The sequence below is a fragment of the Vibrio sp. DNB22_10_4 genome, assembly GCF_052879755.1.
This window is the reverse complement of record NZ_JBNNXW010000001.1, coordinates 1237860-1263934: the sequence shown is the minus strand read 5'-3', so window position 1 is coordinate 1263934 and position 26075 is coordinate 1237860. Positions and strand designations below refer to the sequence as shown.

Sequence of the window (26075 nt, the reverse complement as noted above, 5' to 3'; positions counted from 1 at the left end):
TCTGTCGTCAAAAGATCTTGTAACAAAATGATAACAAATGTATAAAATTACTATGCATTCCAATTTTGTGCACTGAGGTATTGGCATGATTAAGCCCACAGTAGTTTCACACGCTGACAAAGCGTTGCTTTCAGAACGAATTAATAAACTCGCCTCAGCACTTTCTGATGGTGTATATGAGCGTGAAGAGACCATCAAACTCTGTCTATTAGCCGCCTTGGCTGGAGAGAGTGTTTTTCTTTTAGGACCTCCAGGTATTGCAAAAAGCTTGATCGCCAAACGTCTTATCCAAGCCTTTGATAACAGTAGCTACTTTGAATACTTAATGACGCGCTTCTCGACACCAGAAGAAGTTTTTGGTCCGCTGAGTATTCAAGAATTGAAAGATAACGGTCGCTATTTACGACTCACTGAGGGTTATCTACCTACAGCGCAGGTGGTGTTTTTGGATGAGATCTGGAAAGCAGGCCCTGCAATTTTGAATACTCTACTTACCGTAGTGAATGAAAAGACATTCAAAAACGGTAGCGATATTGAAAAAGTACCGATGCGCCTATTGGTATCCGCTTCCAACGAACTGCCAGATGAAGATAGCGGACTCGAGGCGCTTTATGATCGTATGCTGGTGCGCATTTTTGTTAATCGTATCCAGAACAAACAAAATTTCAAATCCATGCTAACCGTTGGTACATTGGAAGAAGCCAAAATTCCGGAAGGCCTCGCTATAACCGACGATGAGTACCATCAGTGGCAGCGAGAGCTCAATGACGTCAAGCTTAGTGACGATGTCTTTGAAAAGCTCTACCAACTCAAAACCATGCTTGAAGCAGCAGCGGAAGAACATCGCTCAACCTTATCCGAGGCAGATCTCTACGTATCCGACCGACGCTGGAAAAAAGCCGTCAAGCTGCTTAAGGCGAGCGCTTTTTTTAATGGTCGTGATAGTGTAAATCCTCTCGATTTACTCTTGCTCCAAGACTGTCTCTGGAATAGCCCTGAGTCACTAGAGATAGTGCGCACCGTTATTAAAGAATTCGCGCTGAACCACGCCTTTGACCAACAAGAAGTGTTCCAACAAATTGAAGAAGGCAAAGAGCAACTGGCCGACATTCAAGATGAAATTGAAGCCGAGTTTGCAATGCCACTTTCTATGGAAGCTGGTTCTGGACTGCTTCGCAAAGATATCTACCAATATGACATCAGCAACGCAAAGTCCTACAAAGTTGGTGCTGCTACTGATTTGGTGAAGTTGGTGTTACTTCAAAGCAATATGTCGGTGTCAGAAAGTGAGAAAGGTGACAGTCGCTGGGTCTATATCGCCAAAGATGAGCTCAGCCGCGCGATCAAAGAGGGTGGGAGTGAAGTCTATGGCTACGTTAACCAAAATACCCATCTTTGCCGCCTGAGACTTGATATCAACGCCTCCAGTCATTTGGTTATTAAGGACATCGCCAACCGCTCTGTTTTAGCAACCTTGGTCACAACCAATGGTCTTGATGAGGCAATGCTTCAAGAATGGGTGACAAAGTCTGAACAGGTACTGGTTCAAATTAAACACGCTGAGCATCACCTACGCTCGGTGCGTTCTAAGTTTCATGGCGCGTTACCACACGGCTTTATTCAGCCTGATATTCCAACGGAAATGGAAGTCAGTATTCAAAATGTGACACAAACACTCGAGTCGACCAGTGTGGAAGCTGAAAAAGCAGTAGCTCGAATTAAGGGACTAGAAACCTTTTTTGCTTAATGAGGCGTGACAGCGCCATGGTGAGTTTTGAGGGTTAATATATCGAACGGAGGCAGTAATGCTGGGAGCAGATGGGTTAAACCTTGCGTTGATGGTTGCCGAGTCAGGGCTTATTGATTCGGCGGTGAATGATTTAATGGCGCGCTCACAAGTGCTGGCGGTCAGTGAAAATCGCGGAATGCGTAGCTCCGTTAAAAACCATCTGCTCAAATGGCGCGGTTCAGTGAAAAAACGCATGACGCGGGTCTGTGAAACTGAACGCTTTCAGCAAGAGCTTGCCTTGTATCAAGAGGTGATTCATTGGAACGAAGCGACCTTTTTCGAGCGCATTCCTAGCGTTGTCAAAAAGTTAGAATGGCACTCTGCATTTTATCTCCAAGCCAGAAGACTTCTGGACAAAAACAAATCCGTTAATAACCCCATGTTCCCGCGTTACTTCTGTGATCTCTGGTACAAGAGTCTTGCCGAAGCCATCAAACAGGCGGAAGTCTCAGAGCTTGAAGCCAGTAAAGAGAAGTTCTTGGCCGATTTATATCAACGGATGGAAACCATCAAGGATATGGATACGGTCACTCAGCAGGGCGATGAAGCAACTATGGGACGACTGTGGGATATGGCTGCCGCCAAACTGACCAAAACCGATCTAAAAACCATGCACAGTCATGCGGAGTTTCTCAAAAAGAATAGCGCGTTAAAGCAAATCGCAGAACAACTTGGTCGCATGGCGAGTGAGCAAGATGATCCCGAGCTAAACAAAGCTCAGGCTGACAATGTGGAAATGGTCGAGGAGCAAAGTGATGAAGCAACCGATGACATTGTTGGCATCCACGAATCAGACGATCTTAATAAATTGCTCCCAAATGAAACCATGTTCCTCGCCTACCCAGAGCTGGAAGTCGTGTTCTACAAACATTTGGCTGATAAGCGTTTGATGAACTACAAAACGCAAGGTAAGTCGAGAACACTCAAGAAAGTTCGCACCACAGCCCCCGATAACAGTAAGGTCGAACTTGAGAAGGGACCATTTATCGTCTGTATTGACGCATCAGGCTCAATGACCGGTTTCCCAGAGCAGTGCGCCAAGGCTATGGCTTATGCATTAATGCAAATCGCTTTGGCTGAGGAGAGGGAGTGTTACGTTATCTTGTTCTCAACTACCCATATCACTTATGAACTCACTAAACAGGATGGTCTTCGTGAAGCGGCAGATTTTCTCAGCTATTCCTTTCACGGTGGCACCGATCTGGAGCCTGTACTAGAGAAATCCATCGACCTGATGCAATCGGATACTTATAAAAACGCCGATATGGTGGTGATTTCGGATTTCATTGCCCCAGAGCAGTCGCAGGAACTTGTAGACAAAGTCGATGAGCTGAAATCGCGTAAGAACCGCTTTCACGCAATTAACTTGTCAAAATATGGTAACCCGTCACTGATGAGTATGTTTGACCACTGTTGGTCGTATCATCCTACTTTGGTGGGGCGTTTAATGAAGACGTGGTAGAGAGAGTAGTAGTGATAGTAAGGTGATACATCCTTGTATCAAAAAGAACTCATCCGTGCGTTCTTGAGCCTAGGGTTGTTGGTCTAACCTAGGATGATTTCGAAGCTAAGTTCTGCGCCGAACAACAAACCAACTTGTTCAAGCATGCCATTGAGAAGCGCAATCACACCAACCGAGCGCTTGTGCTGCTTTGCTCATGGAGCCGTGGCTATGGATCGCGTGTGGGACGATGAGTTGATTGGCTTTTTCTAACATAAGGTTCTTATTGAGGCGTATGAGGGTTAACTTTAGAATGGTGGGAGTCTTATGATCAAGTTTTCTCGTTGGGAATGTTTTGAAAACTTATTGGACTGTGATTGAGATTTAGCCACTGCAGACGTAATCTTGTCCATCTTGGTCGGAAAGTCAGCGAACAAACATTTTTTTCTAGTTTTTGTTTGACTAATTTTCTCATATCCGTAAAGTATGCCTCGAACACAGCGAGAGAGATTCTCTAAAGTGTTGAAAAGAAAGGCGCCTTGGCAGAGTGGCTATGCAGCGGATTGCAAATCCGTGGACCTCGGTTCGACTCCGGGAGGCGCCTCCATTATTTAGAAACCTCGACTTATGTCGGGGTTTCGTCGTTTATGAAGCTAAGAAATTTTCGTATTCTCATACAGTTACCGATCTTAGCCGTGGCTCGAATACTCTCTTCTACAATTGCTCATATCCTACGTACGGGTAAGAATTTGATTGGCTCTTAGTTTGACGTCAGATCAACATTTATAGACGTAAGGTCTGCCTCGCCCGGTTTTACGTGAATGTTCTATATTGACGATCGACGCTAGGGGGGATTCTGGTTTTCTAACTCTGATCTCGCTACAACCAAGCTATATTCATATCACCTACGACCACTCCTTGTTTATGTTCTGTGTCAGGTAAAACTTGAGGCCTAGTTCAATGACTGTAAAAGTAGGTGAGTTGAGACGCGGCACACGTTAGTCATGTTTGAAGGCGTGCATTAATTGCAATTCTTAGAGTGCCTACTTACTCTTGGTTGAGAAATTTATGCATGGAGGTGATTATGACAGACGTTCTTGTGGTACTGATTATTTTTGGCGCTATTTTTGGACGCGGTATGATCCGAGCTTTTGCTGCGCATAGAGAAAAGATGCGTATTATCGAGTTAGACAATGCGAGTTCGCAGGCAGAGCGAGCAAATAGTGAGCTGTTGGAGAAAGTAGAGCGGCTATCAGGGCGAGTAGAGGTACTGGAAAAGATCGTCACAGATGAAAAATATCAACTTGATCGCAAGATTGCCAACCTGTAGTTTGCTGTATTTATCGGCGAATTGTTCGTGCTTCATACCGCAGAGTTCGCTATTTAATCACTTGATTCATAAAGTGAAAAATACCTGTTGACGCAAAATCTCAATCCGTTAAAGTACACCTCGTTCTCACGGGGAAGCCCAAGAGAAACAAGAATTAAAAGATGGTGTTTACTTAGACTAAACGGCATCACAAAGAAATTTGTGTGCCCTGGTGGTGGAATTGGTAGACACAAGGGATTTAAAATCCCTCGACGTTCGCGTTGTGCCGGTTCAAGTCCGGCCCGGGGCACCATCATTTATGAGATTTAGCATCCAGCTCGGAGTGCCGGCCGATATGTCGGACCATCAACTCTAGTCCGGGGAAGCATCTCTTAAAAAGCTGAGTTATTACTTAGCACACAAAAAAAGGCGCCTTGGCAGAGTGGCTATGCAGCGGATTGCAAATCCGTGGACCTCGGTTCGACTCCGGGAGGCGCCTCCACTTTTCAGAAAGCCCCGACTTTGGTCGGGGCTTTCGTCGTTTCGACACCTTAAAGCCCCTCGCATAGCCGAATCTTGGCAGTGAAAATGAGTATACCTTACTAATAAAGTGCTTAATGTTAACAAGAGAGTCAATTGATAAGGCTATTAATTTTCATGTAAAAATAAGTATTGCAATATAAGTGATGCTGCTCTCTCATTGCAGGCTGAATTCTACGCCTTTTGTTCTCCACCCCCTTAACTACGCCTGAAACTGGTTGGGCAGAATGTTGTGCGCTTGGTTGCGTTTTGTTGGCTTTTTTTTGCACTATGTGTGAAATGACTCCAACGAGATGGTTATTTTATCCATTTCAATAACTTTAATTACATTTTTCACAGTTTGTGTATGGCCACTTTTCTTAGGATAGAGGCAGGTGAAGTCTTTGACGTGTAAGACGACTCTTTTCCCTCTATAACAAAAGGTTTAGAAAGTGGACAATAAAAAACTAAACATGACAGTGGTTGCAAAAACCCTAATTCCGTTGCTCTCAGCAGCGGTTTTAGCAGGTTGTAACTCAAGCAGCGATTCAGGCACGGATGCGGGCGGTAATACTGGCAATATCGAAGGTCTATACAACCCAGCTGAAAATGAGGTCGTTATCTATTACAAGCGCGATGTTGCAGCGCAATCGGGTGCCTCCTACGAGGGGTGGGGGTTGCACCTTTGGAATGGTGATGGTTGTAATAGTACTGATCTCGAAGCTATGGGAATTTCAGGTGAGACAGCGTGGACAGATCCGCATCCATACACAGGTGTGAGCGACACCTATGGTGCTTATTATGTCTTAAAGGTCGATCCTGATGCTGCAGATCCACATGAGTGTATGAACTTCATTCTACATAAAGGTGATGATAAAGCGTTTGGTGGTAACAACCTGAAAGTTGAACTTCGCAATCTTCAAAGTAGCGAAAGCAAAGGTCTTTTTGGTTTCCACGGTAGTAGCAAACTTTACTACGCTCCAATAGAAGAGCGTCCAGTGGTAATTGATGGGCGTGCTGCACACTGGATTGATTCAGACACGATTGCTTGGGAAGCGGCGGGAAGTGCTAGTAAACTTGCTCTTTACCACAGCAGCACGGGCGGCATCGAACTTGATGAAGATAAAAACATCACCGGTGGCGAAAAGCTAGAACTTTCCATCGGCGGTGATCTTAGTGATGAGCAGAAAAAACGTTTCAAACATCTTGAAAGCTTAAAAACGGCTACGAATAACTTTACAGCGGAAGAGATCCACGACTTACTCAAAGGCCAAGTGGTTATCGTTGCATACAACAGCAATGATGAAATCATGGCAGCTACAGAAATTCAATCGGCGGGTGCACTGGACGCGATCTATGCTTCAGAAGAAGCGGGTGATGCGATGTCAGAAGTGCTCGGTGCAGTTGTGGAAGGCAGTTCAGCTACATTCAAACTTTGGGCGCCAACTGCACAAAAAGTCGCGCTTGAAATCTATGACGAAGACAAGAAGCTTGAGCAAACGATCGACATGGACGAAAACACAGACAACGGTGTTTGGTCGAGCGATCCGGTCTCTGGTGCTGAAGGCAAATTCTATCGCTATCACGTAACGGTTTACCATCCAACAACGGGCAAGGTAGAAGAGCGTCTCGTCACCGACCCATATTCACTAAGCGTGTCAGCCAATTCTCGTTACTCACATGTTGTGGATCTTAGTGATCCTGCTCTAGCGCCAGCAAACTGGGGTGGTGAGTTTGAAAGCCCAACAAAGAATGACATCGACCACGTATTGTACGAGTCCCACATCCGTGACTTCAGCTTTAGTGATGCAAATGGTACGACCGCAAACAACGGTAAATACCTAGCGTTCACAGAAGCAGAACGTGAGTCAGTGAAACACCTACAAGCACTTAAAGATGCTGGTATGACAACGCTACACGTACTTCCTGCGTTTGACATTGCAACGGTTGATGAAGTTAATCGAGTTGATATTACTGACACGGTTGGCGATCTCTGTGAGGCTAAATCAGACGCAGCAATTTGTGCCACTGGAAATATGGGTGACACCATCGAGTCTGTTCTAGAAGATTACGATACCTCAACGGGTGATGCTCAAGCTCTGATGAATGATCTTCGCATGCTTGATAGCTTCAACTGGGGGTACGACCCGTTCCACTACACAGTGCCAGAAGGCAGCTACGCAAGTGATGCTGACGGCTCGGCTCGCATTAAAGAGTTCCGTGAAATGGTTCAGGCGACTCATGATATGGGGCTGAAATTTGTTATGGACGTTGTGTATAACCATACCAATGCGTCTGGCGTGAACGACAAGTCAGTACTGGATAAGATCGTCCCAGGGTACTACCACCGTCTAAACATCAACACCGGTGACGTTGAAATGTCGACGTGCTGTGATAACACAGCAACAGAAAACCTCATGATGGGTAAGTTGATGGTCGACTCGCTGAAAGTGTGGGCTGAGGATTATAACGTTGATGGCTTCCGCTTTGACCTAATGGGTCACCAACCAAAAGCGTTGATGGTAGAAGCACTTGAGGCGGTTAAAGTGATTGACGAAGACACCATCTTCTACGGTGAAGGTTGGGACTTTGGTGAAGTCGCTCAACACGCTCGTTTTGAACAAGCAACACAGATTGCGATGGCCGGCACAGGCATCGGTACGTTCTCAGATCGTCTGCGTGATGCCGTTCGTGGTGGTAGCCCGTTTGATGGTGGTGAAGATCAAGATGGTCGTCGCTCGCTTAAGTATAACCAAGGCTTTGGTAATGCGGCTTACATGAACGATGAGGTTGAAGACACTGCCGCAACAACTAAGGCGATGCTACATAACCAAGACCTAGTGCGTTTGGGTATGGCAGGTAACCTAGCAACTTACGTTCTTCTTGATTCAGAAGGCAACACAACTCTGGGCAAAAACGTAGATTACAATGGTGCGCCAGCAGGTTACACAGAGCAACCGTCAGAAAACATTTCTTATGTGTCTAAGCACGATAACCAAACGCTTTGGGATAACAATGCCTATAAGATTGCGTCAGGTACATCGTCTGCAGAGCGCGCTCGTATGCAAACGGTATCTCTGTCTACTGTGATGATGGGACAAGGTATACCATTTATCCATATGGGCTCAGAGCTACTTCGTTCTAAGTCAATGCAACGTGACTCTTACGATTCGGGTGACTGGTATAACCGCGTTCGTTTTGACGGTTCAGACAACAACTGGAATGTTGGTCTACCTCGTGAAGACAAAGACGGCGCAAACTGGAAGCTCATTAAAGAGATCATTGCAGACTCAACGGCTAAGCCAGATGCGGACGATATCGAGCTATCTAAGCAGCAGTTCCTTGAGCTACTTAAAATCCGTAACAGTAGTGACCTATTCCGCCTAACGACAGCGGCAGATGTTAAAAACCGTGTTGACTTCCGCAATGTTGGCGAAGATCAGGTTCAAGGTCTAATTGTGATGTCGATTGATAATGGTACGAAAGCAGGTAGTGACAATCTTGATAAAGAAATTGATGCGATTGTTGTCGTTGCTAACTCAACATCAGAGCAACAAGACTTTACTATCGATGGGACTGAAGGCTTCGTTCTGCATGATGTACAACAGAACTCAGCAGATATCATTGTGCGAGATGCAACATTTGCAAATAGCACATTCTCTGTCCCTGCGCTAACTACAGCTGTGTTCGTGCTACCACGAGATGGTGCTCGAGGAGAAGGTCTTCCGGTTGATCTTTCAAACAAAGATGTGTCAAATCTTCCACCGTATGGCGAGACGAATGTTTACGTCCGTGGTGGTATGAACGGCTGGGGAGCGAGTGAGGACTGGAAGCTGCAGTTTATTGCCAATGGTATGTACACGCTGACAGCGCCACTTGAGGCTGGTGATTACGAGTTCAAGTTTGGAGATGCTAACTGGGGTGATGTAAACATCCCTTGTAATTGGGCAGATCAAGCTAACGACTCAATCGACCTTGGTACAGAGGGCAACTGTAAGCTGTCTGTTGAGACTGCGGGCAAATATACGTTCACTGTCGATGCGTCGTACATGCAAAACGATACAGCGGATAAACCTGTTGTGTCAGTTGTTGCAGCACCAGATGCGCCAACTTGGGGTGATACCGCACTCTACCTACGTGGTGATGTGACTGACTCTGGCTGGGCGGCGATTGATTCGGCGAAGTTTACTTACGTAGCTAACGATGTTTATGCACTTGAAGTATCTCTAAGTGCGGGTAACTTCAATATGAAAGTCGCCGATTCTGGTTGGTCAGATGCAACCATCTTCGCGCCAGACGCGGAAGGTGTTTCTGTTGAGTTCGGTACTCCACTAGCGCTTGGCGTTGGTCCTGCTACTAAGAACTTAGGCATCGCTATCCCGAGTGCTGGTGACTATCGCTTTGAAGTTAACTTTGCAGACAAGAGTGCGCCAGTACTTACTGTTACGCAGCAATAACTTGATGTCATCGTAAAAACAAAGGCAGCGGTAATTCGCTGCCTTTTTTTCATCACTAAAACAGAGAAAATAAAGAAAGGTTAGTCGACAACAACCGCTGTACCACTCGCCGATACCATTAACATTCCATTTCCAGTCCCCAAGACTTCGTAGTCTAAATCCACGCCAACAACCGCATTCGCTCCAATATCACTGGCTTTTTGTTCGAGTTCTTTTAAAGCAATTTCACGTGCTCGTTGAAGCTCACGTTCGTAAGTACCAGAGCGGCCACCCACAATGTCACGAAGCCCTGCAAACATGTCTTTAAACACATTTGCTCCAAGGATCGCTTCGCCAGCGATGACACCTTTGTAGCTGACAATTCTTTTTCCCTCAACCGTTTGAGTCGTTGTTACTATCATTGAATGCTCCTGTGTGAGGATGTTTAAACAAGTAGTTACACCTTAGCAGCAGTTCGAGCATACCGAAAAGCGCTATCAATGAAATCAAAGGTTTTGTCACAATCTGAAAAACAGAAAGGGGAGCAGTGCTCCCCTTGAGTAGATAATGAAATCAATTACTTAACTGGTGTATAACCATACTCTTCAATCAATAACTGTCCTTCTTTTGAAAGAACATACTTAATGAACTTGTCTGCATTGTCATCGATGTCGTCTTTCTTGTGAAGTAGTAAGAATGGGCGAGCCAATTGGTACTTGCCGTCTGAAATGTTCTTGGTGTTAGCCTCTACTCCCTCAAAGGTAATTGCTTTTATTGAGCGATCTACTGAACCTTCAGAGATAAAACCAATCGCGTGTGGATTGTGGTTTACGATGGTCTTCACCATGCTGTTGCTGTTAACGACAAGGTTAGTTGGATTGATGTCTGAAACAGTTCTGTCGTTAATCACGCGTGTCAGGCCAAGTAAGCTTTCAAAACTTGCTCGGGTGCCCGAAGATGCTTCACGAGTGACCACAGCGATTTTTTGGTCAGGTCCGCCAATTTGCTTCCAGTTGGTTATTTCGCCTTTGTAGATGTCATACAGTTGCTCACGGCTAACGTTTTGCACCGGGTTAGCCAAGTTTACAACCACCGCTAAGCCATCATAAGCAATTGGGAATACCTCTAGCGACTCGCTGTTTTCTTGCACGGTTAGGAAGCGGCTGCTCATGCCGATATCGGTAGCGCCTTTTTCTAACAAAGTGATGCCCGCGGTAGAGCCAATCCCTTGTACTGCAACGAATGTATCTGAGTTTTGGTTGTTGTATTGCTCTGCTAATACATCCATAACACGAGCGACAGAGGTCGAACCGGATACGTTGACTTCTTCTGCTTGAACATGAGCAAAACTGGCAATAGAGAGTAGGGTGGCTAGGGCAATGCGAAGCATAGTTAACTCCAAATAAAGTAAGAATTTTCCACATCTTATTTCGTTAGTGTGACACTTTTGTGAATTAGCATTGCCTGCTTTGGTGTGAGTTCTCAATTGCATCTAATTGGTGTATGCAACGCTAACAAACTCGTCAAAAAGCAGTTATATTAAAGGTATCTATCGAGAGGAAGGGTGTATGACGTTAATTCAAATGTCGCAGTGCCGCCTAGAGCGGTGCGCAGAAATTGTTTGTAGTAACCGAAACCGCAGTATGCCCGTGGAGCTCGGTAAGTCCCTGTTTGAGATGCTTGAACATGGCGTGCTGTTTTCTAAAGCGCACTACTTACTCGACTCAAAATCTTCCAGCTACACCAGTGCGGTAGCTAAAGTTGAACTTGATGCCAATGATAATAAATGGTTGGTTTATGTGCCCGATGAGCAAGATGGTGAAGCGTGGATACCTTATCCGTTTCTTGGTAAGAGCTCTGATTTAACCGCAGTAATGCGTGAGATTGAGAAAGATCCGAAAGCTTACTTTTGGTGATAGGGCGATGACAACTAGCCGAACCGGCATAAAAAATGGGAGCTTTTGGCTCCCATTTTTACGTTATAGTTCTTGCGCTTAAGAAGCTACTTTTGCGCTTCTTCCGCGTCAGATTTTGCTTCGACAGGTGTTTCAGCAAACACTTCAACAGGTTTAGCAACAAGGCTACGCGTTTCTTGGTTAACGTCTGACAATACCACTTTCAGTGTGTCACCCAGGCGGTACACAACTTCTTTGTCGATAGCGACTGTGCCCGTTTCGTTATTGCTTTCGATGCGCTCTTTATTTGCAACGATAAGCGGATTTGGAATAAACACACCAGCGCCGTTTTCTAGAAGGCGAGCACGCATACCTGCACGGTTAATATCGAAGATTTCCGCAGTAAACTCGGTGCCTGCTTTTGGATCATTCTCTAGCGTACGAGCATACAACCAATCACCAACGGTACGTTCAGCAATCTTGTGATGCTTGCGGTGTATAGCCAGTTCTTCACCCAGTTCGTCATCTGGTTTTTGTACTGGTTCATTGCCAAGGATAAGTGCTTTTAGAAGACGGTGGTTGACCATGTCGCCGTACTTACGAATAGGTGATGTCCACGTTGCGTAAACGTCTAGACCCATTGCGAAGTGAGCATCAGGCTGATTGCTGATTTCGCTGTATGCTTGGTACTTGCGAATGCGGTTATCTAGGTAGCTAGACTCAAGTGCACCTAAGTCACGACGCAGCGCCGCGAAACCTTCTAGTGTCGAGAGAGATTCTGCCGTGTAAGTTGCTTCTTCTTTATCTTGGTTTACTAGATCAACCACATCTTTAAGCTTGTCTGCTTTGAAGCCAAGGTGAGTATTAAATACCCCGTAACCAAATGCTTTGCTTAGAGCACGGCCGGCACAGATGTTGGCGGTGATCATCGACTCTTCAACCAAACGATTAGCAGTGCGGCGCATGTCAGCGTGGATAGCAACGACGTCGTTATCTTCGCTAAGCTCAAAGCGATAATCTGGACGATCTGGGAATACAACCGCGTGTGTTTCGCGCCAAGTCGCACGTGCTTGTGCAAATTCGCTTAGCTCGCGTACAACGTTAGCAATCTCGTCAGAAGGCTGCCATTTGTCACTGCTGCCAGTTTCTAGCCAATCAGACACATGGTCATAAGCAAGGCGTGCATGTGATTTAATGTTGGCTGCGAAGAAGCGAATGTCATCGCCAATTATGCCGTCAGCGTCTACGGTGACTTGGCAGCAAATCGCAGGGCGCACTTCGTTTTCAATCAGTGAACACAGATCGTCGGCCAAATCACGTGGCAACATTGGGATGTTGCGACCTGGAAGATAGATAGTAAAGCCACGCTCGCGCGCTACTTTATCCATATTATCTTCTGGTGTGATGTAAGCCGTTGGGTCGGCGATAGCGATGGTCAGTTCAAACTGGCCGTTATCGTTTTTCTTAACGTAGAGTGCGTCGTCCATGTCTTTGGTCGACTCACCATCGATAGTGACAAACGGCATCTCAGTGAGATCAACGCGCTCAAGTGCTTCGTCATCTTTAATGTCCCACTGTTCAAGACCTTCTGGCTCGGTATTCGGCAGATCATTTTGAGCTAGTGTTACCCACCATGGTGCGATCTTGTCGTCGGCGTCTGTGATTTTTTCTGTGATTTCTGCAAAGAAGCCGTTGTCACCTTTGAGAGGGTGTCGAATCAATTGAGCAACAACCCAGTCACCTTCTTTTAAATCATCAGACTTAAGGCCTTTGATCGTTTTCGCCTTTAGCGTCAGCTTTTTAAGCTGTGGATGATCTGGAGTAACGTTCAGTTTGCCTTTAAATAGCTTAACGCGGCCAATAAAGCGCGTGACTGCTTGTTCAACTAGCTCTTGAGGCTCTGCCACTTCACGCTCTTTTTCCGTACGAATAATCGCAACGACTTTGTCACCGTGCATACATTTCTTCATGTATGGAGGTGGGATAAAGAAGCTGTTCTTTGCGTCGACTTCGAGGAAACCAAAGCCTTTTTCAGTCGCTTTGATAGTACCTTCTTTTTTCGGAAGGTTTTCTTGAATTTGCTGCTTAAGTTGAGCGAGTAACGGATTGTCTTGGAACATGTGGTGTCTGTAAACCTTTGCTTAAGAGAAGCGAATATTGCGCTGGATTCTATCATTGGAAAGGAATGGCGTCACATACAAGTTGCCGTAAATCCGTGATCAAATAGAAAGGACAATAGTGAGCTGAGATGAGCTTAAACCCTGATGCGCTTAGTTTTTAGATTATAAATGTGTCAATTTGACTACGGTTTATACAGATTTTTGCCAAAGAGGAGAAAATTGTGATGTATTTCAATTTTTTCTGGCTTTTTTTGTGCTTTTAGGGAATAATCCGCCTCCTTGTTTACGTCCCTAGCGGCTTGATGCGATTTGTTACTTGTCCGCATCTGAATGGAATCAGCTCTTAATCGATTGTTTTTAGAGACAATCTGGATCAGTTTGGAATTGGTAGAGCTCGTGGGACCTAGTTATTAATCTAAGAATGGGATCCCAATGACAGATTCTACTATCCAGTTTAGCGATTTAGCGCTGAACGACGCAATCCTTTCTGCTCTTGAAGGAATGGGTTTTGTTTCTCCAACGCCTATCCAAGCTGCAGCTATTCCTCACCTTCTAGAAGGTAAAGACGCGCTAGGTAAAGCACAAACCGGTACTGGTAAAACAGCGGCTTTCTCTCTTCCTTTACTCAACAAGCTAGACCTTGGTCAACGCAAGCCACAGGCTATCGTTCTTGCGCCAACTCGCGAACTTGCGATTCAGGTTGCTGCCGAAGTTAAGAACCTTGGTAAAAACGTTGCTGGTCTTAAAGTTCTAGAGATCTACGGTGGTGCATCTATCGTTGATCAAATGCGTGCACTTAAATCTGGTGCTCACATTGTTGTTGGTACTCCAGGTCGTGTTCAAGACCTTATCAACCGTGACCGTCTACACCTAGACGAAGTACACACGTTTGTTCTTGATGAAGCAGATGAAATGCTAAACATGGGCTTTGTTGATGACGTAACAGAGATCATGGAGCACGCTCCATCAACTGCACAACGCGTACTATTCTCTGCAACTATGCCTCCAATGCTTAAGAAGATCGTTGATCGTTTCTTGCGTGAGCCAGAGTACATCGACGTTGCTGGTAAAAACCACACTGTTGACAAAGTAGAGCAGCAATTCTGGGTTGTTAAAGGCGTAGAAAAAGACGAAGCAATGTCTCGTCTTCTAGAAACAGAAGAAACTGACGCGTCAATCGTATTCGTACGTACTCGCCAAGACACTGAGCGTCTTGCAGACTGGTTATCAGCGCGCGGCTTCAAAGCAGCAGCACTGCATGGTGACATTCCTCAGTCTCAACGTGAGCGTACTGTTGATCACATCAAACAAGGTGTTATTGACATCCTAGTTGCAACTGATGTTGTTGCACGTGGCCTAGACGTTCCACGTATTACACACGTATTCAACTACGACATCCCATTCGATGTTGAGTCTTACATCCACCGTATCGGCCGTACTGGTCGTGCTGGACGTAAAGGTAAAGCGATCCTTCTAGTTCGCACAAACCAAATCCGTATGCTTCGCACTATCGAGCGCGTAACTAAGTCTTCAATGGAAGAAATCCAACTTCCTCTACGTGACAAAGTTGCAGAAGCTCGTCTAGTTAAGCTGGGTGAAGAACTTGCTCAAGAAGCTGAGCACAAGTCACTTGATAAGTTTGCTGAGCTTGTTGAGAAGCTGCAAGAAACTCTAGAGATTGACGCGGCTACACTAGCGGCAATTCTTCTTAAGCGCCAGCAGGGTAAACGTCCATTGTTCTACATTGGTGAAGACCCAATGATCGCTGCTATCGAGCGTGACAAGCAGCGTCGCAAAGAGCGCCGTGACAATCGCGATCGCGACGGTGGTCGTGATGGTGGCCGTAATTTCAACACTCAAGATTGGGATACGTACCAACTTCAAGTGGGTCGCGAGCAAGGCGTTCAAGTTAAAGACATCGTTGGTGCACTAGCAAACGAATTAGGCCTAACTAAAGGTTCTATCGGTGCTATCAAGCTAGATCGTGAATCAACTTACGTTCAGCTTCCAAAAGCAATGACTTCAGATGTTGCTGGTAAGCTACAGAAACTACGTATCCGTCAAAAAGAAGCGGGTGCAGTAGTGGTTGATTTTAACGACTTCCGTGAGCCTCGTGGTCGTCGTGATGGCGGTGGCCGTCGTGATGGTAACCGAGATGGTAACCGTGGCGGTTACCGTGGCAACCGTGAAGGTGGTGGTAACCGTGAAGGCGGTGGCTACCGTGGTAACCGTGAAGGCAATCGTGAAGGTGGCCGTGGTCGTGGTGACGGTGAGCGTCGTTTTGACCGCAACCGTGGTGGTGACCACCGTGGCAGCCATCGTGGCGAGCGTTCATTCTCACGCGGTAACCGTCGTGACGAAGCTTAATTAAATTTGAGTATTCAAAAATATTTGAAAGCCGAGCGTAAGCTCGGCTTTTTTGTATGATGAATATGCAACGTGTCCGCGAAGCGACTATAATCAAGGGGTGTAGGTGATTAAATTCAACTCATGAATTAAATCCTAGTTTGATCATCATCAATAAATATCATTTTGATACAATCAAAACCTTAAAAGAAAGTTGAATGATTCAAAAAATATTGAATAATATCAATCAATGCTAGGAAGTCATCTTCCATCCATGCTCAATAACAGGATAACCCCCCAATGTCGAATTCGTTTGTTCTTGTCATCAACTCTGGCAGCTCGTCACTAAAGTTTGCAGTGATTGATTCCCAAACTGGTGAAGCTGTACTGTCTGGTCTCGGTGAGTGTTTCGGTCTTCCAGAGTCTCGTATGAGCTGGAAATTCAACGGTGAAAAAACTGAAATCGCAATCGAGGGCGATGACAGCCACCACAAAATTGCTATCGGTAAACTGGTAGGTCTTACTGATGAACTGGGTCTGCAAGAGGGCATTGTTGCAGTCGGTCACCGTATTGTTCACGGTGGTGAGAAGTTCACACAAACTGTACGCATCAACGAAGAAGTAACCGCTGAAATTGAAAAGCTGGCCGACCTTGCGCCACTTCATAACCCAGCGGGTGCAATTGGCATTCGCGCTGCGATGGAAGCGTTCCCGTCACTGCCACAATTCGCAGTATTCGACACTGCATTCCACCAGTCAATGCCGAAACGTGCCTACACGGGCGCTATTGCTAACGAGTTATATACTGACTACGGTATCCGCCGTTACGGCTTCCACGGTACAAGTCACTATTTCGTAAGCCGTGAAGCAGCAAGAATGATCAATAAGCCTGTAGAGCAATCTAGCTTTATCTCTGTACACCTTGGCAATGGTGCATCTGTATGTGCAATTAACAACGGTGAGTCTGTAGATACGTCAATGGGCTTTACTCCGCTTTCTGGCCTTATGATGGGCACCCGTTGTGGTGACTTAGATCCAGGCATCATTGAGTACCTTCTTAAGAAAGGTTGGTCACAAGACAAAGTCTTTAACGCGCTTAACAAGGAGTCTGGCTTCCTAGGTGTGTCTGGTCTTACGAGCGATGCTCGTGGCATTCTAGAAGCCATGGAGCAAGGTCACGAAGGCGCTGCGCTCGCATTCCAAGTGTTTACTTACCGCGTATCTAAGTACATTGCATCATACCTAGCAGCTCTAGATTCATTCGATGGCATCATCTTTACGGGTGGTATCGGTGAGAATTCGATGCCAATTCGCCGTGAGATCTTAAACAACCTGAAACTTCTAGGTTTTAAAGAAGATGTGAAAGGCAACGAAGACGCTCGCTTTGGTAATGCTGGTGTTATCGCTAAGTCTGAAATGCTAAATGCAGTAGCGATGGTTATCCCAACTAACGAAGAGTTTGTGATTGCTCAGCAGTCGGTAGAGCTTTTGTAATCATTAGATACCCCAATATCTTATGACCCCTCAACCCGAAGTATCTAGCTTCGGGTTTTTTTGTGCTACTCGATAGAAAAATCGTTTATGGTTAGAGGGTTAAGATAAATGATTGGAATGATATGTTTGGGTTGAATACGACGAATCGAAGCTTACTGTTTTGGGTAGTTGCTCTAGTACCACTCGTCTTAGTGACTGTGACACTTATAGTACTAGCGTTGCTGAGCGTGAAAGAGACTATTCGCCAGTTGGGTGATGGGTATGCGAATGCGTACAGTAGGATCGTATACAGTGTCGCGATGGAAAACAAAGCCGCTCTGGTGGCACCAACCAATTGCAATTATCTACAACAAGTTTTGCGATATGAGCGTGAAATTCTTGAAATGCAGATTGTTTCGGATGGCAAAATCATCTGTTCATCATTGGGAAATGTGATCAATCGTTCAATCGTTGACGAGGGTAAGCTAACTACTGAAGCGCAATCGATGGAACTCGTTCCGATGCCAAGATCGCAGAGTACATCAATCGCAGTGATCAATCGAAGGGTTCTCAATGATCAGGTGTATCATGCGGTGTCATTGCTCTCGCCAGATTATATGCGTGCTAATTTAGGCTATCGAACTGAGCCAAGGCTCAAGTCTGCTGCACTGTTTTTTGGCGAGCAGCCGACACCGAGTGATTCAGTCAGAAACGATGGTTTGTTTGCGTATACGACTGGTACTGATATTCCAGGTCAAGAAATTCAACTTATTGCCAGTATGGACTTAATTAAAGAAAAGGGTTGGTTCTATTTCTTAGCAGCGATACCAAGCACCTTTACCGCTTACATGGCCCTTTTTTATATTCGCCGCCTCGTTTCTCAAAGTTCGGGAATTTATAGCGATGTTGAGAACGCAGTCAAACACAAACAGTTCGTATTGCATTATCAACCTCAATTCAATGCGCTGAATGGCAAAGTTAGTGGAGTTGAAGCGCTGGTTCGTTGGAATCATCCAGAGCGTGGTCTTGTTTACCCAGATGTCTTTATTCCTATTTTAGAGGAGTGTGGGTTAATCAACTCATTGACTGATATTGTTGTTGATAAAGCGATTAGTGATTTTTTAGAAATTTCTCTGTCGACGCCTTTTCACCTAGGCATTAACTTTCCACCGGATTATTTTTTAGTTAAAGACAAGTGCGAGAGACTGGTATCTTACGCCGAACAGCTTAAAGCCAATGGGATCACTTTGGGAGTCGAAATAACCGAGCGTCAGTTGCTCAACAGTCAAGCTAAGAGTGCAATAAGTCACTTAAGATCTAATGGAGTAGAAATCTTGATTGACGATTTTGGTACGGGACAAACTTCTCTGTCAATGCTCGAGTCTACGCCAATAGATGGCTTGAAAATCGATAAGTGCTTTGTTGACTCCATCGGACATGACAGTGTAAACGTTCCTGTACTTGATGCGATTATTTCGATGGCTCAGTCTCTAAATCTCAGCTTAATTGCAGAAGGGGTTGAGAAGCTGGAGCAAGCAAATTACCTCAAATCAAAAGGTGTAGCAGTTCAACAAGGCTATTTTTATGGTAAACCAATGGAAATTACGTCGTTGAAACTTAGCGAGTAAATAGAGCTTTCTGAACCAGGTCTCCCGCCGCTCTCAGTCCCATTTGATAACCCGCTTCAAGTTTCTCTTTGTTTGTCGTGAGCCTACCTACAGAGAAGCTCTCGTTGGGCGTAATCACATTAATGGTGCAACCCTTGGGAGGATTATTAATAAATGCCATCGTTTGGTTGTATTGTTCGGCACGATTAATCATTGTCTCCGCGAGCTGTGGTGTGTTTCTCATAAGCTGGCGCAGTAACCAAGGTGCCTTTGGGGGACGCTTCATATAGCCTTGCTTTTGAGACAGGATCACTGTGATCTCTCTCGCGCCTTTTTTGTATGCCTCTACAACTGGGATAGAGTCAGCTACTCCGCCATCAATCATTTTTCGGCCTTCGAAACTGATAGGGGTTCGGTAAGCAACAGGCAGTGAACACGATGCTTTGAGTATGCTTTCCAAATTACTCTCAGTGCCTAATGTATAGACGGGAGAGCCCGTTTTGATATCTGTGGTCACGATATGGAAAGGGGTCGACTGTTGTTTAAAAGCTTGCATGTCATAGGGGTAGTGCAACGCAATATGATCCCATAACCAGTCGAGATCTAGCCAATGGCCACCTCTGGCAAATTTACCGAAGTTGATAAACTCAGGCCGACAAGAGTAGTCGGAGATGATGGTATAAGTTCGCCCACGCTGATTAGAGAGCCAAGAAGCAATATTGGTCGCGCCCGCCGACACTCCAATGCAAAAATCAAATGGGTTATAGTTGTGGTCGATAAAACCGTCCAAAACCCCGGCAGCAAATATGCCTCGCATTGCGCCGCCTTCAACCACCAAAGCGTGTTTTGGTTTGAGTGTCATTTAAATTTGATTCCTTTACTCTTTTTACTGTATCCCTGAATCCTAAGTTTTCGCCAAGCTCTTAGTCAGACGTCTAGGTTCTCATATGTAACATATCAAAAATTGGGTGATTTGCTCTATTAAAATCCGTTTCTGTCGATGTGACAAGTAAGTCGGCTTGTCACTATGAACTCGCTAACGCCCAGTCTTGACTCCACACCCTGCGCGGCTAAGCTTATGATGTTCAAGTAACAAATCGATTAATTAGTGAATCTGATAACACATGGAGCGGTTATGTCATTTGCCCCTATCGCAAACAATGTTAGTGAACTCATCGGTCATACCGATCTAGTTCGAATCAATAGTCTTTCCGAAATATCCGGCTGTGACATTCTTCTTAAATGTGAACATCAAAACCCTGGAGGCTCGATAAAAGATAGGGCGGCGCTGCAACTTGTGAAAGATGCGATTGATAGCGGCGAACTCAAACCAGGCATGACCATAGTCGAGGGTACAGCAGGTAATACCGGTATTGGGTTGGCATTGGTGGCCAAGTCGATGGGGTACAAAATGTTGGTGGTTATGCCAAAAGGGCAAGCGCAAGAAAAAGAGCGTATGGTTGCTCTGCATGGTGCAGAACTGTTGTTAGTCGACCCTTGTCCTTTTTCAAACCCAGAACACTTTTACCATACCGCCAAGCGTATTGGTGCTGAACGTGAAGACTATTGGTGGGCAAATCAGTTTGAAAATTTAAGCAACTACCGAGCTCATTATCTGCATACCGGCCCAGAAATCTGGCAGCAAACTGAGGGTAAGATTGACGCTCTTGTTACCGTTGCCGGAACGGGGGGAACCATTGCTGGAAACTCTCATTATCTATCCCAGCAAAAGCCAAGCTGCAAAACCTGGTTAGTCGATCCTGACGGTTCGGGTATTTACTCTTTTCTGAAGTCTGGGCAGCATCAGTCGAGTGGTAGCTCCTTCACTGAAGGCATTGGTATCATGCGGGAAGTGGAGAACTTTAGGCAGGCTAAAATCAATCACGCTATCACACTGCCGGATCAGGACTTAGTGACAATATCGCGCTTAGTCTCGGATCATGACGGTATTCTATTGGGAAGCAGCTCAGCACTGAATGTAGCCGGGGCTCTCTATGCAGCAGCAAGAATGGGTAAAGGAAAGACGATCGTTACTTTCAGTTGCGATCTTGCTGAGCGCTCATACTCCAAGTTATACAATGAAGAGTTTTTGCAGGCTAAGGAAATCGAACTCAACAAAGAGACTCTGGCTGATATATGGTCTCGCTACCAAATGGAAGATGGTAGCATGGTGGTTAACGTTTAACGCTTAGAAACGTGTCGCAACTAATAACCGGCATTTCATGCCGGTTAAGCGGTTACTTTGCCTGTTAAGTACAGTGCACGTAGCACTCTGATAAGCTCAAGATGCGTCTCATACTGCTCTAATTGGCGAAGCCGTTCATAAATAAACTCTACTGATAATTAAGAATCATTAGAAGCAACGACAAACTTGAGTTTTGGTTGAAAAACACAGTGTGCCACCTATCTTGAGATTATGGAAAAGCTACTTTTAACTTCATAGGGCGCGTTAAATACACTATCCATTTTCTTGACTCACTTGTTATTCGCATTAGTCAAGCATCTACCCGAAGCAGTTTGATTCGGGTTTTTTCTTTATATTCCTGATTATTAGCTTCACATTGATTTAGTAAACAAAGTCGATCTCTGTAGCAAATTTGAACAAGTTTTTTCTGTAATCATTTCCTCAACTTGTAATTGAGAGAGCAATCACAGCAAGCCTCGGCTGTCCATATTATCGTTTTTACAAAATAGAGCATTTGCTCTAATTGAATTTTAAATATGGAAGGAAACAGCAATGAAAAAGGCAATGAAGTTACTTAGCGGGGCAGTGATCTTGGTGTCGCCAATAGCACACGCTCACGGCATTCATGACGGGCTATCAGTCTCGCTATTGAGTGGTTTTTTCCACCCTTTCCTCGGGCTGGATCATCTATTGATCTTGCTTGCTATGGGCGTTGCTAGCCAAATGTCTTGTTTTGATAAGTTAAAAGGCGGGTCTTTTATTATTGCAGCTCTTTGCATGATGGGTGCTGGCTTCGTATTTGGACTATGGTGGGAGGCCAGCAGTCTGATGGAAACCTTGATATTAAGCTCCGTTTTCGTCGCAGGGTTTGCTGTCTGGATGCTTAACTCGGGCTCTTGGCTGGCGAAAGCACTAGTGACTGCGTCATTGTTCGCGGTATCGATTCATGGTTGGGCACACGGCGTTGAAGTGGGTCATGCGTCTCTAGCTACATTTGCCATTGGGATGTTGATGGGATCGGCTGTCATCATGGGACTAGGTAGTCAATTGGTGAAGTTGGTGTCGTCACAAAAATTGGCGGCGGCCATAGTGAGTTGTGGTGTATTGATCGGCGTTATTGGCTAGAGGGGAAGGGTGATGTCAGATTTCAAAGTCATGGAAATTAAAGAGAGTGTGTTTGACAACAATGATCGTCAAGCCGATTTGTTAAGAGACTCTCTAAAAGAACGCAAGCTGTTTCTTCTCAACCTAATGTCGTCCCCAGGCTCCGGTAAAACCACGACCTTGGTTCGTACGTTAGAGCATATCAAACACAACATTCGTGTTGGCGTAATGGAAGCGGATATCGACTCGGATGTTGATGCTCAAACTATTGCTGAGCAAGGCGTCAAAGTCATCCAGCTTCATACTGGCGGCATGTGTCACTTAGACGCTGATATGACCGCACAGGGGTTGGAGGGACTACAAGCCAATGAACTCGACTTGGTCATACTAGAGAATGTAGGCAACCTAGTTTGTCCCGCTGAGTTTGACACTGGGGCAGTAAAAAACGCGATGATTTTGAGCGTACCAGAAGGAGACGATAAGCCTCTTAAATACCCGCTGATGTTCTCTATCTGTGATGTGTTGCTGATCAATAAAATCGATACTTTAGAGTACTTTGACTTCGATTTAGACGCTGTCATAGAGCGCGCTAAAGCACTTAATCCTGAGATTAAAATCTTTGCTATTTCTGCTAAAACTGGCGCAGGGATAGCGGATTGGACAGGGTGGTTACGTCAGCAAGTGAGTGATTGGAATGCTAACTAAGGGGCGAGGCGATGGAACAGGTAGTAAAGCAGAAGGTAATCTCATACGCGAATAAGATCAGTATGGTCAAAGACGGCTCGAAACGCGCTGTGACAGCATCGGATCCTGAGTACCGAATTTTTGAACCCATAATGAGTGAGGCGATGGCTGAGGTAGGACTGGCACTGGAGTTAAAACAGCCATTGAGCGCGGAAGAAGTTGCCAACAAATGTGGAAAGTCTGTCGAAGAAACGGAGATTCTACTTTGGGATCTGGCGGTTATAGGCGCTGCATTTGTCAATAACATCGATGGCGTTGATAAGTACTGGCATGATGTGTGGGTACCGGGTCATATGGAGATGGTGGTCAATAACAAAGCTCTTATTGAGCAATATCCACAGCTTGGCAAAGCGTTTGATGACTTTGGTAAGAAGCGCGGTCCTATGGCCGCAGGTAATGTTCCGATTGGTAAAGGGCCGATGCGGGTTATTCCCATCGAAACCGCGATTGACGGAGATACTAGGAGCGCTTCTTATGAAGAGGTGTCGAAATACCTAGATGACAACCACGTGTTCTCGCTGTCCGATTGTGCATGTCGAGCATCACGTGAAGCTCAAGGTGAGGGTTGCGGGCATATCAAAGACGACATTTGTATCCAGATGGGGCATGCCGCCGAGTACTACATTCGCACTGGCAGAGGCAAAGAAATCTCCCGAGATGAAGCCAAGGCGGTACTGCGTAAAGCCGAAGACAATGGCTTGATGCACCAAATCCCAAACTTTGACGGCTCCGGAGAAACCCACGCCATCTGCAACTGTTGTGGATGTGGCTGTTTTGCTTTGCGGTTGGCAGAGCAGTGGCAAAACCCCGACATGATCCGTTCTAACTATGTGGTGAAGATTGATGAGACCAAATGTGTGGCGTGCGGAGAGTGTGTCGAGACCTGCCCAACCAACGCGCTTAGACTGGGGCAAAAGCTTTGTGCCACGCAGCCAAAAATTAGGAAAGACCGAGAACTTCCATACACCAATGAGTGGGGAGACGATAAGTTTAATCCCGATTATCGTGTGAATCGTCAGGTCGCCAATGACGATGGTTCTGCGCCGTGTAAAGCGGGTTGTCCAGCTCATATCGGTATACAGGGCTACATTAAATTAGCGTCGCAAGGCAGATATATTGAAGCTCTCGAGCTTATCAAGCAAGAAAACCCCCTGCCAGCGGTGTGTGGCCGTATTTGCCCACGCAATTGTGAGTCTGAATGTACTCGCGGAGATATTGATGATCCCGTTGCCATCGACGATATTAAAAAATTTATCGCGCAGCAAGACTTAGACTCAGACACTCGTTATATCCCAACTAAGCGCCATAACTACACCGATAAGAAAATTGCCGTAGTAGGCAGCGGCCCTGCTGGTTTGTCATGTGCGTATTTCCTAGCGGTTGAAGGCTATAGTGTGACCGTATTTGAGAAGCAGCCTGTCTTGGGTGGCATGCTAACGCTTGGGATCCCTTCTTATCGCTTAGAGAAGAATGTGATTAAGGCGGAAATCGATGTACTCAGGGAGCTAGGCGTAGAGTTTCGCACTGGTGTCGACATTGGGCACTCGGTCACGCTGGAACAGTTGCGTCAGCAAGGCTATCGCGCGTTCTATTTAGCGATTGGTGCCCAAAAAGGCAAAGCGTTGCCAATTGATGGAGCCAATGCGAAAGGCGTGATGACGGGCGTCGAGTTTCTGCGAGATATCAATCTTGGTCATCCTTCGACAATTGCAGGCAAAGTTGTGGTTATTGGCGGAGGGAATGTCGCAATTGATGTTGCGCGAACGGCAGTGAGAACAGAAGTCGAAGACGTTTCGATGTACTGCTTGGAAAGTCGAGCAACAATGCCCGCTCATGGAGAGGAAATCACTGACGCACTGGACGAAGGCATCACAATCAACAACGGTTGGGGGCCGTCACGTATTGTGAGCGAAGAAGGTAGGGTCACTGGCGTGGTATTCAAACGCTGTTTGTCGGTGATGGATGCTGAAGGGCGATTTGCCCCTGTGTTTGACGATAGCGAAGTTCGCTATGTGAAAGCGGATCGTGTTTTGATTTCCGTCGGACAGGCCATTGACTGGGGCGAGTTATTGAACGGTAGTGATGTTTCAGTTGCGCCAAATCAACAAGTGCTGGCTGATGAGGTGACCTACCAAACGGCACAGCCAGATATTTTTGTCGGTGGTGATGCGTTAACGGGCCCAAGGTTTGCCATTGATGCGATTGCACAAGGGAAAGAGGGAGCGATCTCCATTCATCGTTATGTTCAACCTGGTCAAAGTCTTCGTCTTGGCAGGTTAGAGCGAGCTTATACCCCATTTGATAAGTCGAATGTTCAATTGGCTGGCTATGACATGGCGCCTCGTCAAACTTTGCACCATGTCGACGGTGCTCAGTCTCGAAATACGTTCCGTGATTTGCGTGGCAACCTGACGCCTGAACAGGTGCAAAAAGAGGCAGAGCGTTGTTTAGGTTGTGGGGTAGTGACTGCGGATGATTTCATGTGTGTAGGCTGCGGCTCTTGTACAACCAAGTGTAAGTTTGGCGCTATCTCTTTGGTGAGAGCTTATGATGCTGAGGGAAGCGAACTGCGAGATGCGCGTAAGCAAATTATCAAGTACGCCATCAAGCGCAAAGTGAAAGTGACTATGTATAAGCCAATCAAAAGAATCAAATCATTGATGCCGATTGGGTAGTCTAGTTAAGTTAATTTTGCTGGCAGTCGAGAGGTTGCCAGCTAATAAGGAGTTGTTATGCATGAACTAGGTGTCGTCATTGAAGTAGTGAAAACGGTGCAGCGCTTTGCTAAGCAGCATCAGGTTACTACCGTAGATACCATAGTGCTGCAAATTGGTGAGTTATCATCGATGATTCCCAAGTACGTGGAGGCGTGTTATCCCGTCGCCGTGGACGGCACCGAGCTGGAACAGACCAAATTAGACATTGAGATCATTGAAGCGAATGCGCGCTGCAGGGATTGTGGGCAGGTTTTTGCTGTATTGAAAAATCATTCCATTTGCCCAGAATGTCGGAGTAAAGAGTGGGGACTGCTATCCGGTAAGGAGTTCAATATTAAACAAATATTGGCGTGTTGAGAGAGGTGATGGTACAAAATAGAAGCGTAACAA

At 45.8% G+C, this 26075-nt stretch carries 17 protein-coding genes and 3 tRNA genes; 16 read left to right on the top strand and 4 right to left on the bottom strand.

Annotated elements, in window-relative coordinates:
• The first annotated feature begins 85 nt into the window (after positions 1-85).
• From ACVA6Q_RS05470 to pulA, 7 genes are all read left to right on the top strand, one after another.
• Positions 86-1747, top strand: coding sequence for an ATPase RavA domain-containing protein (locus ACVA6Q_RS05470; RefSeq protein WP_353499163.1), 1662 nt, complete (start codon positions 86-88; stop codon positions 1745-1747).
• A gap of 58 nt (positions 1748-1805) precedes the next feature.
• Positions 1806-3251 (top strand): ATPase RavA stimulator ViaA, encoded by a 1446-nt coding sequence (viaA, locus tag ACVA6Q_RS05465; RefSeq protein WP_446646792.1) that lies wholly within the window; start codon positions 1806-1808, stop codon positions 3249-3251.
• A gap of 512 nt (positions 3252-3763) precedes the next feature.
• Positions 3764-3837 (top strand) — tRNA-Cys (locus ACVA6Q_RS05460).
• Between the two features lie 477 nt (positions 3838-4314).
• Positions 4315-4560, top strand: a complete 246-nt coding sequence (locus tag ACVA6Q_RS05455; RefSeq protein WP_446646791.1) for a nitrite reductase — start codon at positions 4315-4317, stop codon at positions 4558-4560.
• Between the two features lie 205 nt (positions 4561-4765).
• Positions 4766-4852 (top strand) — tRNA-Leu (locus ACVA6Q_RS05450).
• Between the two features lie 115 nt (positions 4853-4967).
• Positions 4968-5041 (top strand) — tRNA-Cys (locus ACVA6Q_RS05445).
• Between the two features lie 469 nt (positions 5042-5510).
• Positions 5511-9515 (top strand): pullulanase-type alpha-1,6-glucosidase, encoded by a 4005-nt coding sequence (gene pulA, locus ACVA6Q_RS05440; RefSeq protein WP_446646790.1) that lies wholly within the window; start codon positions 5511-5513, stop codon positions 9513-9515.
• An 80-nt stretch (positions 9516-9595) separates the two neighbouring features.
• Here the strand turns inward: pulA and ACVA6Q_RS05435 are convergent, their stop codons facing one another.
• Complete coding sequence (locus ACVA6Q_RS05435) at positions 9596-9916, bottom strand: heavy metal-binding domain-containing protein (RefSeq protein ID WP_112462795.1); 321 nt, start codon at positions 9914-9916, stop codon at positions 9596-9598.
• Between the two features lie 155 nt (positions 9917-10071).
• Positions 10072-10884 (bottom strand): phosphate ABC transporter substrate-binding protein, encoded by an 813-nt coding sequence (locus tag ACVA6Q_RS05430; RefSeq protein WP_353499170.1) that lies wholly within the window; start codon positions 10882-10884, stop codon positions 10072-10074.
• Between the two features lie 178 nt (positions 10885-11062).
• Between ACVA6Q_RS05430 and ACVA6Q_RS05425 the strand changes: the two genes are divergently transcribed.
• Positions 11063-11410, top strand: a complete 348-nt coding sequence (locus ACVA6Q_RS05425; RefSeq protein WP_353499171.1) for a DUF3024 domain-containing protein — start codon at positions 11063-11065, stop codon at positions 11408-11410.
• Positions 11411-11496: 86 nt separating this feature from the next.
• Here ACVA6Q_RS05425 and rnb read toward each other — a convergent pair whose 3' ends face one another.
• Positions 11497-13509 carry an exoribonuclease II gene (gene rnb, locus ACVA6Q_RS05420; RefSeq protein ID WP_446646789.1) on the bottom strand — a complete coding sequence of 671 codons (2013 nt, stop codon included), beginning with the start codon at positions 13507-13509 and terminating at the stop codon, positions 11497-11499.
• A 432-nt stretch (positions 13510-13941) separates the two neighbouring features.
• Between rnb and ACVA6Q_RS05415 the strand changes: the two genes are divergently transcribed.
• The 3 genes from ACVA6Q_RS05415 to ACVA6Q_RS05405 all read left to right on the top strand — a co-directional run bounded on the left by ACVA6Q_RS05415 (position 13942) and on the right by ACVA6Q_RS05405 (position 18956).
• Positions 13942-15876 carry a DEAD/DEAH box helicase gene (locus tag ACVA6Q_RS05415; protein ID WP_418642996.1) on the top strand — a complete coding sequence of 645 codons (1935 nt, stop codon included), beginning with the start codon at positions 13942-13944 and terminating at the stop codon, positions 15874-15876.
• A 279-nt stretch (positions 15877-16155) separates the two neighbouring features.
• Complete coding sequence (locus ACVA6Q_RS05410) at positions 16156-17349, top strand: acetate/propionate family kinase (protein WP_418642995.1); 1194 nt, start codon at positions 16156-16158, stop codon at positions 17347-17349.
• 122 nt (positions 17350-17471) lie between these two features.
• Complete coding sequence (locus ACVA6Q_RS05405; protein ID WP_446646788.1) at positions 17472-18956, top strand: EAL domain-containing protein; 1485 nt, start codon at positions 17472-17474, stop codon at positions 18954-18956.
• On the opposite strand, the gene ACVA6Q_RS05400 is transcribed toward ACVA6Q_RS05405, so the two are convergent.
• Positions 18946-19797: a patatin-like phospholipase family protein gene (locus tag ACVA6Q_RS05400; RefSeq protein ID WP_446646787.1), complete on the bottom strand. Its 852-nt coding sequence runs from the start codon at positions 19795-19797 to the stop codon at positions 18946-18948. The two genes, ACVA6Q_RS05405 and ACVA6Q_RS05400, sit on opposite strands and share 11 nt — an antisense overlap.
• 273 nt (positions 19798-20070) lie before the next feature.
• Here ACVA6Q_RS05400 and ACVA6Q_RS05395 point away from each other — a divergent pair, with 273 nt between their 5' ends.
• The 5 genes from ACVA6Q_RS05395 to hypA all read left to right on the top strand — a co-directional run bounded on the left by ACVA6Q_RS05395 (position 20071) and on the right by hypA (position 26042).
• Entirely contained in the window at positions 20071-21120 is a 1050-nt protein-coding gene (locus tag ACVA6Q_RS05395; protein ID WP_446646786.1) for a cysteine synthase A, read from the top strand.
• A gap of 552 nt (positions 21121-21672) precedes the next feature.
• Positions 21673-22245: a HupE/UreJ family protein gene (locus ACVA6Q_RS05390; protein ID WP_446646785.1), complete on the top strand. Its 573-nt coding sequence runs from the start codon at positions 21673-21675 to the stop codon at positions 22243-22245.
• A gap of 12 nt (positions 22246-22257) precedes the next feature.
• Complete coding sequence (gene hypB, locus ACVA6Q_RS05385) at positions 22258-22929, top strand: hydrogenase nickel incorporation protein HypB (RefSeq protein WP_418642991.1); 672 nt, start codon at positions 22258-22260, stop codon at positions 22927-22929.
• An 11-nt stretch (positions 22930-22940) separates the two neighbouring features.
• Positions 22941-25643 (top strand): FAD-dependent oxidoreductase, encoded by a 2703-nt coding sequence (locus ACVA6Q_RS05380; RefSeq protein ID WP_446646784.1) that lies wholly within the window; start codon positions 22941-22943, stop codon positions 25641-25643.
• A gap of 57 nt (positions 25644-25700) precedes the next feature.
• Complete coding sequence (hypA, locus tag ACVA6Q_RS05375) at positions 25701-26042, top strand: hydrogenase maturation nickel metallochaperone HypA (RefSeq protein ID WP_353499180.1); 342 nt, start codon at positions 25701-25703, stop codon at positions 26040-26042.
• The last annotated feature ends 33 nt before the right edge of the window (positions 26043-26075 follow it).